Consider the following 14,418-nt stretch of genomic DNA (forward strand, 5'->3'; position numbering starts at 1 on the left):
CGAACTCAGAAGTGAAACGCCGTAGCGCCGATGGTAGTGTGGGGTCTCCCCATGCGAGAGTAGGGAACTGCCAGGCATTAAATTCGTTCCTTTTCCTCTGACAGGGAAAATAACAGGAACAGACGGCTCTCAGCCGGTTGCTGAGCGCTGTGAAAGAATCGGTGGAGCGGTAGTTCAGTTGGTTAGAATACCTGCCTGTCACGCAGGGGGTCGCGGGTTCGAGCCCCGTCCGTTCCGCCACCCTATTAGGGGCGTAGTTCAATTGGTAGAGCACCGGTCTCCAAAACCGGGTGTTGGGGGTTCGAGTCCCTCCGCCCCTGCCAGAAAACGATCCTTTGCTTCGGCAAAGGATTTTTTTTTGCTTTTAAGAAAGCAAAAAGAAAAACCAGCTAACACTAACTGGCCTCTGATCTTCTCTGCTTACTCCCTGCCTGCAAATTCAGCTGTTTTGCCTGACCAGAATCGGGAATTTAAGCAACTGACGGATATGTGCCTGCTGATCGCTGTTCTGCAACCAGACAGCATAGAGCGGACGAACGGCAACAGGCGTATCCGGAATCATCATCAACTCACTGTAAACGCTCTGCCAGAAGTCCGGCAGGAAAGCGCACGCTCCCGTGGTATGCAGCAGTTCACGTGTGACATGCGCCGACGTTGTGGATAGTACTGGCACATCATCAGCCCCCGAGAGGTAGCTCTGGTGCTGATGAAAATCTGCCCCCCATTCCAGCTTAATATAATCATATTTTTCGCGTTTTTCGCTCTGCCGGGCACAAAACAACGCGAGTGAAATGTGACCAATCTGCTGACTGGTTAACTCATCCATTTTCGGCGCTTCAGTTGTAATCAACAAATCCAGCTGGCGCTCATGGAGCTGCTTAACCAGCAGATGCCGCTGTGCCACGCGTGCTTCTAAATGCAGGCTCTCACGATTCTCATACAGCGTCTGTAGCCATGGCGTAAGATAAGCCTCCCACAGAGATGCACTGGCACCTATCGAAAGCTCATGATGCTGCTGAGTATGAGAAACCTCCTTCTTAGCCATCATCCAGGTACTCATCAGGCTTTCAGCATAAGGAAGCAGTCGCTCTCCGGCCGCAGTCAGACGTATGTTATTGCGATGCCGTGTAAAAAGATTAACGCCAAGCTGATTCTCTAACTGACGGATGCGAAAACTGACAGCAGATTGCGTAAGGTAAAGTGCTTCTGCAGCACGCCCGAAATGGCGTGTTCTGCTCACTTCCAGGAAAGTTTTCAGTAATTCCGTATCCACAGCGTTCTCCCAAAAAATGTTTGTCGTATAGATTTAAATGTTTTGTTTTACACTCTGTCAAGCCTATCTAATACTCCGCGCCATTAACAGCACGGCATTAGAAAATCAGGAGCGTGTAACATGGCGGAAAGCTTCTCAACAGAGAATCGTTTCTTTGATAACAAACATTACCCGCGTGGTTTCTCACGCCACGGTGACTTTACTATTAAAGAAGCTCAGCTTCTTGAACGCCACGGTTTCGCTTTTAATGAGCTGGATTTATCAAAGCGTGAGCCTGCGACCGAAGAAGAACGTTTGTTTATTGAAGTGTGTCGTGGCGTGCGTGAGCCGCAAACGGAAGCTGAACGTGTATGGTCTAAATATATGACCCGTATTAAGCGTCCTAAGCGTTTTCATACGCTGTCTGGCGGTAAACCGCAGATGGACACCGTTGAAGACTTTACTGACAGCGACGATTAATTGATAAGGGGCGAAAGCCCCTTTTTTATTGCAGGCTGTTATGCAGATGAATCATCAATCGATCAATCGTGCGATAACTGACGGCTTCCTGCAGATGATATCGTGTGATGTCTGCATCCCCCGCCAGATCGGCTACCGTGCGTGCCACTTTCAAAATCCGCTGCCATGCCCGTACCGATAAACCTAACTTCTCCAGCACGGACTCCAGCCACTCGGCATCCTCTTTAGCAGGCTGACACCAGCGCATAATCTCCGCATTGTTTAAATGCGCATTTATTTTGCCTGCGCGAGCCAGCTGAATCTCACGTGCCGCGACCACCCTATGACGAACCTGCTCAGACGCTTCCGCTCTGGCACGCTGACCGCTGAGCATGCCACTCGGCAGTAGCGGCACCTCCAGCGAAAGATCAAAACGATCAAGAAAAGGGCCTGATAGCTTACTGAGATACCGGAGCACCTGTTGGGGTGAGCAGCGGTTATGCTGTCCCTGATAATGCCCGGTTGGACTGGGGTTCATCGCAGCAATGAGCTGAAACCGTGCCGGGTAGGTGACTTTAGCGCGGGTACGTGAAATAGCGATGATGCCCGACTCTAACGGCTCGCGCAGGGAGTCCAGCACCTTGCGATCAAATTCCGGTAACTCATCCAGGAACAACACGCCGTTATGTGCCAGTGAGATCTCACCGGGCCGTGGCAGCGATCCGCCGCCAATTAAAGCATAGAGAGACGCGCTATGATGAGGTGACCTGAATGGCCGGGTACGCCACTGTCGGTGCAGGGCACTGTTGTTCACCAGGCTGGCAATTGCCGCGCACTCCAGTGCTTCCTGATCGCTTAAAGCAGGCATAATGCCAGGCAGTCGGGTTGCGAGCATGGTTTTACCGGTGCCAGGTGGCCCAATCAGTAACAGGTTGTGCCCGCCAGCTGCAGTGATCTCCAGTGCTCTGCGACCCTGTTCCTGACCAATGATATCCGCGAGATCCTCAGCAGGCGCATCGCCCTGATGCTCTGGGTATGGGGCTGCTGGTAATGTAAGTTCATTGCGCAGAAAGCCGCACACTTCGCTGAGGTGAGCGGCGACCAGCGACGTACCCTGCCGGATGAGTCCGGCATCACCCTGATTTGCAGCCGAGAGAACGAGCTGCCGCCCATCCCGGATAGCCACCATGGCTGCAGGTATTGCACCCTGTACACCGCATAGTGCGCCGTCGAGTGCCAGTTCACCCAGAAACTCATAGTGCGTCAGCTTGTCGGCAGGAAGCTGCTCAGAGGCGACCAGAATGGCGATTGCCATGGGTAAGTCATACCGCCCGCCCTCTTTGGGTAAATCCGCCGGTGCCAGATTGATGGTGACGCGTTTTGCCGGAAAGGTAAAACCGCTGTTGATGATGGCGCTGCGTACCCGCTCACGTGCTTCTTTCACGGTGGTTTCAGGCAGGCCCACCAGTGTTAATGCAGGCAGGCCGTTACTGATGTGTGCTTCGATGGTCACCAGCGGGGCCTGGACTCCCAGTGCTGCCCGGGTCAGAACTTTTGACAATGACATACTCGCTCCTTGTTGCCACCAGTCTGGCGACAGCTTTAAAGGAAGGCGAGGGGACGATCAGCACTGTTCGGGGTATCGCACAGCCCACAAGTGATTATTCCATGACGTATTAAAACGTTGTGTAGCAGCGCGCAAATTCGCCAAAACATCATTACGACACTAAAGTGATGAATAATTATCATCATATAATTTTTTCTTGTTTTACATATTGATAGTACGCCATTCAGCGTTATGCACTAAAAAAATTCTGTGAAAAAAGTTGTGTCATCCCCCCTGACTATGATAACTCTGTAGGCATTACTTCGAACACGAAAAAGAATTGAACAACACATGAAAGCCCTTCTACAAGTGATTAGCCTGGTCGTGATTAGCGTGGTGGTGGTTATTAACCTACCGTGCGGGGCAACGCTTGGAGAAAGAAAGGCTTAAAAATCAAGCCTCGAATCCGAAAAAACCCCCGCACCGAAAGGTCCGGGGGTTTTTTTTCGACCCGAGGAAATATCAGTAAATCCACGAGGAACAAACAATGAACAGTAGCATAAAATTCTGTTGTTCCGGTCAGTACACAGGAGAATAGCGATGACAGGTGCACAGTGGGTAGTTCAGGCTTTACGCGCGCAGGGTGTTGATACCGTATTCGGTTACCCTGGCGGCGCAATCATGCCGGTATACGACGCGCTCTATGACGGCGGCGTGGAACACCTACTGTGTCGTCATGAGCAGGGCGCTGTGATGGCGGCCATTGGCTATGCCCGATCAACCGGCAAAACTGGCGTCTGTATCGCCACTTCAGGTCCTGGCGCAACTAACCTGATCACTGGCCTGGCGGATGCCATGATGGATTCGGTTCCGGTTGTCGCCATCACCGGTCAGGTTACCTCTGCCTTTATCGGCACCGATGCCTTCCAGGAGATCGACGTCCTGGGACTCTCGCTGGCCTGTACCAAACACAGCTTCCTGGTCGAATCTCTGGATGAGCTGCCCGCTATCATGGCAGAAGCCTTTGCGCTGGCGCAGTCGGGTCGTCCGGGTCCGGTGCTGGTTGATATTCCGAAAGACATTCAGATTGCGCAGGGTGAACCCGTACCGCATCTGGCTCCGGTAGAAGAGGGAAGCGCGCTGCCACATCAGGCAATTCACGAAGCACGCGCACTGATGGCGCAGGCCAGAAAACCAATGCTTTACGTTGGTGGTGGAGTGGGTCTGGCACAGGCAGTTCCTGCACTGCGTGCGCTGGCAGAAGAGACCGGCATCCCGGCTGTGGCTACCCTGAAGGGGCTGGGCAGCGTGGATCCAAACAGTGATGTCTATATGGGCATGCTGGGGATGCACGGCACCAAAGCCGCCAATCTGGCCGTACAGGCGTGTGACCTGCTGATCGCAATCGGTGCCCGATTCGACGACCGCGTAACCGGCAAGCTGGATACCTTTGCACCGCATGCCAGCGTAATTCATCTCGACATCGATCCTGCTGAGTTAAACAAATTGCGTCGCGCACATGTCTCTCTGCAGGGCGATCTCAACGAACTGCTGCCTGCCCTGAGTCAGCCTCTGCATATCGACGCCTGGCGTGATGAGGTGAAAGCCCTTAAAGCCAGTCATCCATGGCGCTATGACCATCCGGGCGAAGCGATCTATGCGCCGCTGTTGCTGAAGCAGCTTTCCGACCGCAAACCGGCCAATGCCGTGGTCACCACCGACGTCGGACAGCACCAGATGTGGACGGCGCAACACATGGCATTCAGTGCGCCGGAGAACTTCATCACCTCCAGTGGCTTAGGCACCATGGGCTTTGGTTTACCAGCCGCTATCGGCGCGCAGGTTGCACGTCCGGAAGATACGGTTATCTGTGTTTCGGGCGATGGCTCGATCATGATGAACATCCAGGAGCTGGGCACGATTAAGCGCGGCAAGCTGCCGGTCAAAATCGTACTGATGGATAACCAGCGTCTGGGTATGGTGCGTCAGTGGCAGCAGCTCTTTTTTGATGGCCGCTACAGTGAAACCAATCTGTCCGACAATCCCGACTTCCTCACGCTGGCCAGCGCGTTCAATATTCCCGGCCAGCGCATTACCCGTAAAGATCAGGTCGACGCCGCCCTTGATGCTCTGCTGAACAGCGAAGGTCCTTACTTCCTGCATGTTGCAATAGATGAGCATGAAAACGTCTGGCCACTGGTACCGCCGGGTGCCAGCAATGCAAACATGATGGAGAAAACCGTATGAACCAGCATCAATTGTCTATCGAAGCCCGTTTCCGTCCTGAAATATTGGAGCGCATCTTACGCGTCGTGCGTCACCGCGGCTTTCAGGTCTGTTCTATGAACATGGCCTCAGTCGCCAATGCAGACAACATTAATATTGAAATGACCGTTGCCAGCCAGCGCTCCGTCGATTTACTGTCTTCGCAGTTAAGTAAATTGATCGACGTTGCATGCGTTCAGATTCAACAACAGACAACACAACAAATCCGCGCGTAGCCGCGAGAGGGAATAACAATGAGCACGAAGAAAGCAGACTTTATTTGGTTCAATGGCGAGATGGTTAAGTGGGAAGATGCGAAGGTCAGCGTCATGTCTCACGCGTTGCACTACGGTACGTCGGTATTTGAAGGCGTGCGTTGCTACGACTCTCACAAAGGACCGGTTGTGTTCCGTCATCGCGAACACATGCAACGTCTGCACGACTCCGCCAAAATCTACCGCTTCCCGATTAAAAGCAGCGTTGATGAGCTGATGGAAGCGTGCCGCGAAGTCATCCGCGTGAACAAACTGAAAAGTGCTTATATCCGTCCGCTGGCCTTTGTCGGCGATGTAGGCCTGGGCGTGAACCCGCCAGACGGCTTCACCACCGACGTGATCATTGCTGCCTTCCCGTGGGGCGCATATCTGGGTGCTGAAGCGCTGGAAAACGGCATCGATGCCATGGTCTCCTCATGGAACCGCGTTGCGCCAAATACCCTGCCAACCGCCGCTAAAGCAGGGGGTAACTACCTCTCCTCACTGCTGGTGGGCAGCGAAGCTCGTCGTCACGGCTATCAGGAAGGGATCGCGCTGGATACCAATGGCCTGATCTCCGAAGGTGCAGGCGAAAACCTGTTTGAAGTTAAAGATGGCGTGCTCTATACACCGCCATTTACCTCTTCGGCACTGCCGGGTATCACCCGCGATGCCATCATCACGCTGGCGCGCGATATGGGCATTGAAGTGCGTGAGCAGACGCTGTCGCGTGAATCACTTTACCTGGCAGACGAAATCTTTATGTCAGGCACCGCCGCAGAAATCACACCAGTGCGCAGCGTTGATCGCATTCAGGTTGGCGAAGGCAAACGTGGTCCGGTCACCAAACGTATCCAGGAAGCCTTCTTTGGCCTGTTCACTGGCGAAACCGAAGACAAATGGGGCTGGTTAGATCCGGTTAATCCATAATCAGATACAGCGCGGGCGTCATCTGACGTCCGCGAGCTTATTCTTACTGGAGTAAATAGAGTATGCCTAAGTACCGTTCCGCCACTACCACCCACGGCCGCAATATGGCGGGTGCCCGTGCCTTATGGCGCGCGACAGGAATGACCGACGACGATTTCGGCAAGCCGATTATCGCTGTGGTTAACTCATTCACCCAATTTGTACCTGGCCACGTTCACCTGCGCGACCTGGGTAAACTGGTTGCCGAACAGATCGAAGCGGCTGGCGGTGTGGCTAAAGAGTTCAACACCATCGCGGTGGATGACGGTATTGCCATGGGTCATGGCGGCATGCTGTATTCACTGCCTTCGCGCGAACTGATTGCTGACTCGGTCGAGTACATGGTCAACGCGCACTGCGCCGACGCCATGGTCTGCATCTCCAACTGCGACAAAATCACCCCAGGTATGCTGATGGCGTCCCTGCGCCTCAATATCCCGGTGATCTTTGTTTCCGGCGGCCCGATGGAAGCGGGTAAAACCAAGCTTTCTGATCAGATCATCAAGCTGGACCTGGTGGATGCGATGATTCAGGGTGCCAACCCGAACGTCAGCGATGCCGACAGCGATCAGATTGAACGCTCTGCCTGCCCGACCTGCGGCTCCTGTTCTGGTATGTTCACCGCCAACTCGATGAACTGCCTGACTGAAGCACTCGGCCTGTCGCAGCCTGGCAACGGTTCACTGCTGGCAACGCACGCCGATCGCAAAGAGCTGTTCATCAATGCCGGTAAGCGCATCGTCAGTCTGACCAAGCGCTACTACGAGCAGGATGACGTCAACATGCTGCCGCGTAACATCGCAAACAAGGCCGCGTTCGAAAACGCCATGATGCTGGATATCGCCATGGGCGGTTCCACCAACACCGTACTGCACCTGCTGGCGGCGGCACAGGAAGGCGACATCGACTTCAATATTTCCGACATCGATCGCCTGTCACGTAAAGTGCCTCAGCTGTGTAAAGTCGCGCCAAGCACCCCGAAATACCACATGGAAGATGTGCATCGCGCGGGCGGCGTTTTTGCCATTCTCGGCGAGCTGGATCGCGCAGGCCTGTTCGACAGCAGCGCCCGTAATATCCTGCAGCAGACGATGCGTGAAACACTGGATCAGTACGACATCATGCTGACCAAAGATCAGGCGGTAAAAGATATGTTCCGCGCTGGCCCGGCGGGTATCCGTACCACCCAGGCATTCTCGCAGAACTGCCGCTGGGACACGCTGGATGATGACCGTGCCGAAGGCTGTATCCGTACCCGCGAAAATGCTTACTCGCAGGATGGCGGTCTGGCCGTGCTTTACGGCAATATCGCCGAAGATGGCTGTATCGTTAAAACGGCGGGCGTCGACAAAGAGATTCTGACCTTCACCGGTCCGGCTAAAGTCTATGAAAGTCAGGATGACGCGGTAGAAGCGATTCTGGGCGGCAAAGTCGTAGCAGGCGACGTGGTCGTCATCCGCTACGAAGGACCAAAAGGCGGACCGGGCATGCAGGAAATGCTCTATCCGACTACCTATCTGAAATCGATGGGCCTGGGCAAAAGCTGTGCACTGATCACTGACGGTCGCTTCTCCGGCGGTACATCGGGCCTCTCTATCGGTCACGCTTCGCCTGAAGCAGCCAACGGCGGCACCATTGCGCTGGTCAAAGATGGCGACACCATTGAAATCGATATCCCTAATCGCGGCATCAAACTCGCTGTGCCGGATAACGAACTGCACGCCCGCCGTGAAGAGCAGCAGGCACGTGGCGATGCGGCGTATACGCCGGTCAATCGTCAGCGTGAAGTCTCCTTTGCGCTGCGTGCTTACGCATTACTCGCGACCAGTGCTGACAAAGGCGCCGTCCGCGATAAGAGCAAGCTGGGAGGCTAAAAATGGCCGAGTCTCAACCGCTACCTGACGCGCCTGGCGGCGCCGAATATTTGCGCGCAGTGCTGCGTTCCCCGGTGTATGAAGTTGCACAGGTGACGCCGCTGCAGGTTATGGAAAAAATTTCAGCGCGTCTCGGCAACACCATTCTGGTGAAGCGGGAAGATCGCCAGCCGGTGCACAGTTTCAAAGTGCGCGGTGCTTACGCGATGATTGCCGGTCTGAACGAAGAGCAGAAAGCGCGCGGCGTGGTGACGGCGTCAGCCGGTAACCATGCGCAGGGCGTGGCACTCTCCGCGACGAAACTGGGCATCAAGTCACTGATTGTGATGCCGCTGGCGACCGCAGACATCAAGGTTGATGCAGTGCGCGCATTTGGTGGTGAGGCTTTCCTGTTTGGCGCCAACTTTGATGAGGCGAAAGCCAAAGCGATAGAACTCGCTGAACAGCGCGGCTACACCTTCGTGCCGCCATTTGACCATCCGGCTGTCATTGCCGGACAGGGCACGCTGGCGATGGAGCTGTTGCAGCAGGATGCGCACCTCGACCGGGTCTTTGTCCCGGTTGGCGGCGGCGGTCTGGCGGCCGGCGTGGCTGTGCTGATTAAGCAACTCATGCCGCAAATCAAAGTGATTGCGGTGGAATCAGAAGATTCAGCCTGCCTGAAAGCCGCACTGGAAGCGGGTCATCCGGTCGATCTGCCGCGCGTCGGGCTGTTTGCCGAAGGCGTAGCGGTCAAACGGATTGGCAGCGAAACTTTCCGGCTCTGTCAGGCTTACATCGATGACATTATCACCGTCGATAGCGATGCGATTTGCGCGGCGATGAAAGATCTGTTCGAAGATGTTCGTGCCGTGGCGGAGCCGTCTGGCGCGCTGGCGCTGGCGGGCATGAAAAAGTATATCCAGCAGCACGAGATCAAAGGCGAGCGGCTGGCGCATGTGTTATCAGGTGCCAACGTCAACTTCCACGGCCTGCGTTACGTCTCCGAGCGTTGTGAGCTGGGCGAACAGCGTGAAGCGCTGCTGGCCGTCACCATCCCGGAACAGCAGGGCAGCTTCCTGCGCTTCTGCCAGACGCTGGGCGGACGTTCCATCACCGAGTTCAACTACCGCTACGCGGATGCGGACAAAGCCTGCATCTTTGTTGGCGTGCGTCTGACCCGTGGCGTGGAGGAGCGTAGCGAAATCATCAGCGAGCTCACCAGCGGCGGTTATCAGGTGGTCGATCTTTCAGATGATGAGATGGCGAAATTGCACGTGCGCTACATGGTGGGCGGACGTCCCTCCAAGCCGCTGCGTGAACGGCTCTTCAGCTTTGAATTCCCGGAGGCACCTGGCGCATTGCTGAAGTTCCTGCAGACGCTGGGCACTCACTGGAATATCTCGCTGTTTCATTACCGCAGCCACGGCACCGATTACGGTCGTGTGCTGGCAGCTTTTGAACTCGGCAGCGATGAGCCACGTTTCGAGGAGCATCTCACCGATCTGGGTTACGACTTTCATGACGAAAGCCAGAACCCGGCGTTCCGCTTCTTCCTGTCAGGCAACTGATTACAGCTGGCTCCAGAAAGCACTGATCAGCGGCTCTCCGAGCCGCTTTTTTTGCACGCAAATGCCGAGTTCGAAGGGTGCAACCGAGTCAATATTCTCCAGTAACAGCACGCGGTTACGCACCGGGTCCGGGCTGTTCTCCAGCACCACATCCGGCAACAGTGCAATACCACAGCCCAGCGCCACCATCGAGACAATCGCCTCATGACCCGATACTGTGGCGTAAATCACCGGATTCGGTATGCGCTGACGGCGGAACCAGAGGTCGATACGCCGTCGTGCAGGCCCCTGCACCGGCAGGATAAACGGAATTTTTGACCAGTCGGGCTGCGGCTGTGTGGCCTGGGTGCGAACAGCACAGGGCAGCGCAGGCGCAATCAGTACCAGCGGGATCAGCCCCAGTGGCATAAAATCAATGCTGGCGGGCAGGGTTTCAGGCCGTCCCGCAATCGCCAGATCAGCATCGCCGGAGTGCACTTTTTCCACCGCATCCGCGGCATCGCCGGTATCCAGTTTGATTTCGACCTGCGGATGTTCAGCGCGAAAGCGGTCAAGGATTGGCGGCAGATGACTATAGGCCGCCGTCACAGAACAGAACAGGCGTAGTTCGCCGCTGAGTGACGGGCCGTTAAGATCCATCACATGGCGCAGTTGCTGATACTGCAACAGTGTCTGCTGGGCAAACTGGCGCAGGCGTTCGCCCGCTTCCGTCAGCGTTACGGTGCGGTTATCGCGCAGAAACAGCGCATGGCCGACATCTTCTTCAAGCCGCTGGATCTGGCGTGACAGCGTAGAAGGGCTGACGTGCATAGCACGCGCAGTGCGCCCGAAGTGGCAGCTTTCTGCCAGATGAAGAAACAGTTTCAGATCCCGTAAATCCATGTGCGCGTCGCCTCTGGGTGGTGTTGCATTTATTGCAATGTGACGTTGTTAATATATCAATTTAAGCAACAGAATTCCTGTCATATGATGGGGTCATTCGCGGCGCTGCATGATTCGCCGTTCCTGAACAAAAAAAGCAAACACAACCTTACCGGAGTACTCATGGCTAACTATTTCAACACATTGAACCTGCGCAACCAGCTGGCGCAATTAGGCAAATGTCGTTTCATGGCGCGTGATGAATTCGCGGATGGTGCCAGTTTCCTGAAAGGCAAAAAAGTCGTTATCGTTGGCTGTGGTGCGCAGGGCCTGAACCAGGGTCTGAACATGCGTGATTCCGGTCTGGACGTCGCCTATGCACTGCGTGCCGAAGCGATTGCGGAAAAACGCCCTTCATGGCGCAAAGCGACCGATAACGGTTTCAAAGTGGGGACTTACGAAGATCTGATCCCGCAGGCTGACCTGGTGGTTAACCTGACTCCAGACAAGCAGCACTCTGCTGTAGTTCAGGCTGTTCAGCCGCTGATGAAAGATGGCGCTGCACTGGGTTACTCACACGGTTTCAACATCGTTGAAGTGGGCGAAAGCATTCGTAAAGACATCACCGTCGTGATGGTGGCACCGAAGTGCCCGGGTACTGAAGTGCGTGAAGAGTACAAACGTGGCTTTGGTGTGCCGACGCTGATCGCGGTTCACCCGGAAAACGATCCAAAAGGCGAAGGCATGGCGATTGCTAAAGCCTGGGCAGCAGCGACTGGCGGCGATCGTGCTGGCGTACTGGAGTCCTCCTTCGTAGCAGAAGTGAAATCAGACCTGATGGGTGAGCAGACTATCCTGTGCGGTATGTTGCAGGCCGGTTCACTGCTCTGCTTCGACAAGCTGGTGGCTGAAGGGACCGACCCGGCTTACGCAGAAAAACTGATTCAGTTCGGCTGGGAAACCATCACCGAGTCACTGAAATTTGGTGGTATCACCCTGATGATGGATCGTCTTTCTAACCCGGCGAAGCTGCGCGCTTATGCACTGTCGGAACAGCTGAAAACCATCATGGCGCCGCTGTTCCAGAAGCACATGGATGACATCATCTCCGGTGAATTCTCTTCCGGCATGATGGCTGACTGGGCGAATGATGATAAAAACCTGCTGACCTGGCGTGAAGAGACCGGCCAGACCGCATTCGAAACCGCCTCACAGTATGAAGGCAAAATCGAAGAGCAGGAGTACTACGACAAAGGTGTTGTGATGGTAGCGATGGTTAAAGCGGGCGTTGAGCTGGCGTTTGAAACCATGGTAGACGCTGGCATCATTGAAGAGTCTGCTTACTACGAATCACTGCATGAGCTGCCGCTGATTGCGAATACCATCGCCCGTAAGCGTCTGTATGAAATGAACGTGGTTATCTCTGATACTGCCGAATATGGTAACTATCTGTTCTCCTTCGCCGCAGTTCCGCTGCTGAAAGAGTTCATGACCACATTGCAGCCAGGCGATCTGGGTAAAGCGGTTGAAGGCACGCAGGTCGACAATGCGCAGCTGCGTGACGTCAACGAAGCCGTTCGCCAGCATCCGATTGAAACCGTTGGCCGCAAACTGCGTGGCTACATGACCGACATGAAGCGTATCGCTGTCGCGGGCTAATAAACCTCTTCACCATTTTCAGCAAAACAAACCCCGGCTTGCCGGGGTTTTTTATTTGTGAACACTGCCTGGAAGGTTCGCTGTAGGAACGGTGCCTGCACTGCCTGCTTCGCTGTAAGATCGAGCCTGTACAGGCAATACGGTCAGATCGGAAAGACGCAAAACCCGCCATCCCTGGCATGCTCGGCCCGCGCGATTACGCACCTCATCCCTGAGCCTTTCGCCTGACCTCAGGGCGATGCTTTTTAGCCCTTCAGGGGTCATGTCTATCCCCTGATGCCCCCTCTGTTTACTGAATCCAATCCATAAAAAAACCCGGCGGCTGCCGGGTTTCACTGATCTTCATCCAATCGGATTAAACGTCATACAGCGTCTGATTACGTGTCTCTTTACAGGCGAGTAACGCAATCAGCGTCAGTACGGCCATCGATGCCAAATACAGCCCCACCGCCTGCAAACCATAATGCGCATTCAGCCAGGTCGCGATATAAGGCGCAACGGAGGCACCCAGAATCGAGGAGAGGTTATAGGAGAACGATGCGCCGGTATAACGCACTTCCGTCGGGAACAGCTCTGGCAGCAGCGCGCCCATCGGGCCAAACGTCAGCCCCATAATGCTCAGACCCAGCAGCAGAAACGCCATCACCAGTGCCTGCGAACCCGAACCGAGCATCGCCGGGAACAGGAACGAAAACGCGATTATCATCAGCGTGATAGTAATCATCGTCTTGCGACGACCAAAACGGTCAGCCAGCAAACCGGCAATCGGCACCATCACGCCAAAACCGATCACCGCCAGCATCAGCATCCACAGCATGCTGTTACGCGGGATGCCCAGACCAGCAGGCGCTGCCGTGGTGCCATAACTCATCGAATAGACAGTCATGATATAGAACAGCGTATAAGTCGCCAGCATGATAAAGGTGCCGAGAATCGTGGCGGTCAGATGCTTGCTCAGCAGCGCCGCAATCGGCACGCGAACCTGCTTCTTCTCTTTCTGCACTTTGGCAAACACCGGGCTTTCATGCAGTGACACGCGGACATAGAGGCCAATCAACACCAGCACTGCAGAGAGAATAAACGGCACGCGCCAGCCCCACTGCATAAATTGCTCGTCGGTCAGCAGCCATGAAAGCAGCAAAAAAGTCCCGTTAGCGAAGAAAAAGCCAATCGGCGCACCCAGTTGAGGGAACGAACCATAAAGCGCACGCTTCTTTGCCGGTGCATTTTCCGTCGCCAGCAGCGCCGCGCCACCCCATTCACCGCCCAGCCCCAGTCCCTGACCAAAACGCGCCAGCGCCAGTAGCAGCGGTGCCATCACGCCGATCGTCTCATAGCTGGGCAGCAGACCAATTACCACGGTAGAAATGCCCATGGTCAGCAGCGAGGCAACCAGCGTGGCTTTGCGACCCACGCGATCGCCAAAATGACCAAACACCGCTGAGCCAATCGGACGCGCGATAAAGGCGATAGCGAAAGTGGCCAGCGACTGTAGCGTCGCGACCGTGGCATCACCCTGCGGGAAGAAAATGTGCGGGAAAACAATCACCGCAGCCGTGGCATAAATATAAAAGTCGAAGAATTCGATGGCCGTACCGACCAGCGAGGCAATCACCACTTTACTGCGTGAGTTAACCGGCGTGGGATCCTGCTGTTTGTCGAGCGTGTCTGTGAGAGAGGCTTGCATAACTGTTTCTTATTTGTAAATACAGACAAAGAATCTTACGCA

General features: G+C 55.0%; 12 protein-coding genes and 2 tRNA genes. 10 read left to right on the forward strand and 4 right to left on the reverse strand.

Features of this window, described 5'->3' with window-relative positions; translation table 11 throughout:
* The first annotated feature begins 163 nt into the window (after nt 1-163).
* A tRNA-Asp gene (locus tag HZZ01_RS16925) sits at nt 164-240 on the forward strand.
* Between the two features lie 7 nt (nt 241-247).
* A tRNA-Trp gene (locus HZZ01_RS16930) sits at nt 248-323 on the forward strand.
* A gap of 116 nt (nt 324-439) precedes the next feature.
* Here HZZ01_RS16930 and hdfR read toward each other — a convergent pair.
* Nucleotides 440-1,273, reverse strand: a complete 834-nt coding sequence (gene hdfR / locus HZZ01_RS16935; protein ID WP_008926363.1) for an HTH-type transcriptional regulator HdfR — start codon at nt 1,271-1,273, stop codon at nt 440-442.
* Nucleotides 1,274-1,393: 120 nt separating this feature from the next.
* On the opposite strand from hdfR, the gene HZZ01_RS16940 reads away from it, so the two are divergent.
* Nucleotides 1,394-1,732 carry a DUF413 domain-containing protein gene (locus tag HZZ01_RS16940; protein ID WP_010253568.1) on the forward strand — a complete coding sequence of 113 codons (339 nt, stop codon included), beginning with the start codon at nt 1,394-1,396 and terminating at the stop codon, nt 1,730-1,732.
* 25 nt (nt 1,733-1,757) lie between these two features.
* Here the strand turns inward: HZZ01_RS16940 and HZZ01_RS16945 are convergent, their stop codons facing one another.
* Complete coding sequence (locus tag HZZ01_RS16945) at nt 1,758-3,278, reverse strand: YifB family Mg chelatase-like AAA ATPase (RefSeq protein ID WP_179898701.1); 1,521 nt, start codon at nt 3,276-3,278, stop codon at nt 1,758-1,760.
* A gap of 330 nt (nt 3,279-3,608) precedes the next feature.
* Here HZZ01_RS16945 and ilvL point away from each other — a divergent pair, with 330 nt between their 5' ends.
* From ilvL to ilvA, 6 genes are all read left to right on the forward strand, one after another.
* A complete protein-coding gene (gene ilvL / locus HZZ01_RS16950) occupies nt 3,609-3,707 on the forward strand; it encodes an ilv operon leader peptide (RefSeq protein WP_072101316.1) in 99 nt (32 codons plus the stop codon).
* A gap of 150 nt (nt 3,708-3,857) precedes the next feature.
* Complete coding sequence (gene ilvG / locus HZZ01_RS16955) at nt 3,858-5,504, forward strand: acetolactate synthase 2 catalytic subunit (RefSeq protein ID WP_179898702.1); 1,647 nt, start codon at nt 3,858-3,860, stop codon at nt 5,502-5,504.
* Nucleotides 5,501-5,758, forward strand: a complete 258-nt coding sequence (gene ilvM, locus HZZ01_RS16960) for an acetolactate synthase 2 small subunit (RefSeq protein WP_179898703.1) — start codon at nt 5,501-5,503, stop codon at nt 5,756-5,758. Before ilvG ends, ilvM begins: the two co-directional genes overlap by 4 nt.
* 18 nt (nt 5,759-5,776) lie before the next feature.
* Nucleotides 5,777-6,706, forward strand: a complete 930-nt coding sequence (locus tag HZZ01_RS16965; RefSeq protein WP_136196583.1) for a branched-chain amino acid transaminase — start codon at nt 5,777-5,779, stop codon at nt 6,704-6,706.
* A gap of 62 nt (nt 6,707-6,768) precedes the next feature.
* Nucleotides 6,769-8,619: a dihydroxy-acid dehydratase gene (gene ilvD, locus HZZ01_RS16970; protein ID WP_095706524.1), complete on the forward strand. Its 1,851-nt coding sequence runs from the start codon at nt 6,769-6,771 to the stop codon at nt 8,617-8,619.
* Nucleotides 8,620-8,621: 2 nt separating this feature from the next.
* On the forward strand, nt 8,622-10,169 hold the full coding sequence (ilvA, locus tag HZZ01_RS16975; protein WP_008926356.1) for a threonine ammonia-lyase, biosynthetic: 1,548 nt from the start codon (nt 8,622-8,624) through the stop codon (nt 10,167-10,169).
* On the opposite strand, the gene ilvY is transcribed toward ilvA, so the two are convergent.
* Nucleotides 10,170-11,051, reverse strand: coding sequence for an HTH-type transcriptional activator IlvY (gene ilvY, locus HZZ01_RS16980; RefSeq protein ID WP_008926355.1), 882 nt, complete (start codon nt 11,049-11,051; stop codon nt 10,170-10,172).
* 162 nt (nt 11,052-11,213) lie between these two features.
* Here ilvY and ilvC point away from each other — a divergent pair, with 162 nt between their 5' ends.
* Entirely contained in the window at nt 11,214-12,689 is a 1,476-nt protein-coding gene (gene ilvC, locus HZZ01_RS16985) for a ketol-acid reductoisomerase (protein ID WP_033784686.1), read from the forward strand.
* A gap of 355 nt (nt 12,690-13,044) precedes the next feature.
* Here the strand turns inward: ilvC and HZZ01_RS16990 are convergent, their stop codons facing one another.
* A complete protein-coding gene (locus tag HZZ01_RS16990) occupies nt 13,045-14,376 on the reverse strand; it encodes an MFS transporter (protein ID WP_033780906.1) in 1,332 nt (443 codons plus the stop codon).
* Nucleotides 14,377-14,418 lie beyond the last annotated feature (42 nt).

It is taken from the genome of Pantoea sp. WMus005, from assembly GCF_013415305.1.
GTDB classification, from domain to species: Bacteria; Pseudomonadota; Gammaproteobacteria; order Enterobacterales; family Enterobacteriaceae; genus Pantoea; species Pantoea rara.

What these genes read in the sequence shown, in the direction of transcription:
- HZZ01_RS16940 (WP_010253568.1), top strand. Translation starts at nt 1,394, where the DNA reads ATGGCGGAAAGCTTCTCAACAGAGAATCGTTTCTTTGATAACAAACAT.
- HZZ01_RS16945 (WP_179898701.1), bottom strand. Translation starts at nt 3,278, where the DNA reads ATGTCATTGTCAAAAGTTCTGACCCGGGCAGCACTGGGAGTCCAGGCC.
- ilvL (WP_072101316.1), top strand. Translation starts at nt 3,609, where the DNA reads ATGAAAGCCCTTCTACAAGTGATTAGCCTGGTCGTGATTAGCGTGGTG.
- ilvG (WP_179898702.1), top strand. Translation starts at nt 3,858, where the DNA reads ATGACAGGTGCACAGTGGGTAGTTCAGGCTTTACGCGCGCAGGGTGTT.
- ilvM (WP_179898703.1), top strand. Translation starts at nt 5,501, where the DNA reads ATGAACCAGCATCAATTGTCTATCGAAGCCCGTTTCCGTCCTGAAATA.
- HZZ01_RS16965 (WP_136196583.1), top strand. Translation starts at nt 5,777, where the DNA reads ATGAGCACGAAGAAAGCAGACTTTATTTGGTTCAATGGCGAGATGGTT.
- ilvD (WP_095706524.1), top strand. Translation starts at nt 6,769, where the DNA reads ATGCCTAAGTACCGTTCCGCCACTACCACCCACGGCCGCAATATGGCG.
- ilvA (WP_008926356.1), top strand. Translation starts at nt 8,622, where the DNA reads ATGGCCGAGTCTCAACCGCTACCTGACGCGCCTGGCGGCGCCGAATAT.
- ilvY (WP_008926355.1), bottom strand. Translation starts at nt 11,051, where the DNA reads ATGGATTTACGGGATCTGAAACTGTTTCTTCATCTGGCAGAAAGCTGC.
- ilvC (WP_033784686.1), top strand. Translation starts at nt 11,214, where the DNA reads ATGGCTAACTATTTCAACACATTGAACCTGCGCAACCAGCTGGCGCAA.
- HZZ01_RS16990 (WP_033780906.1), bottom strand. Translation starts at nt 14,376, where the DNA reads ATGCAAGCCTCTCTCACAGACACGCTCGACAAACAGCAGGATCCCACG.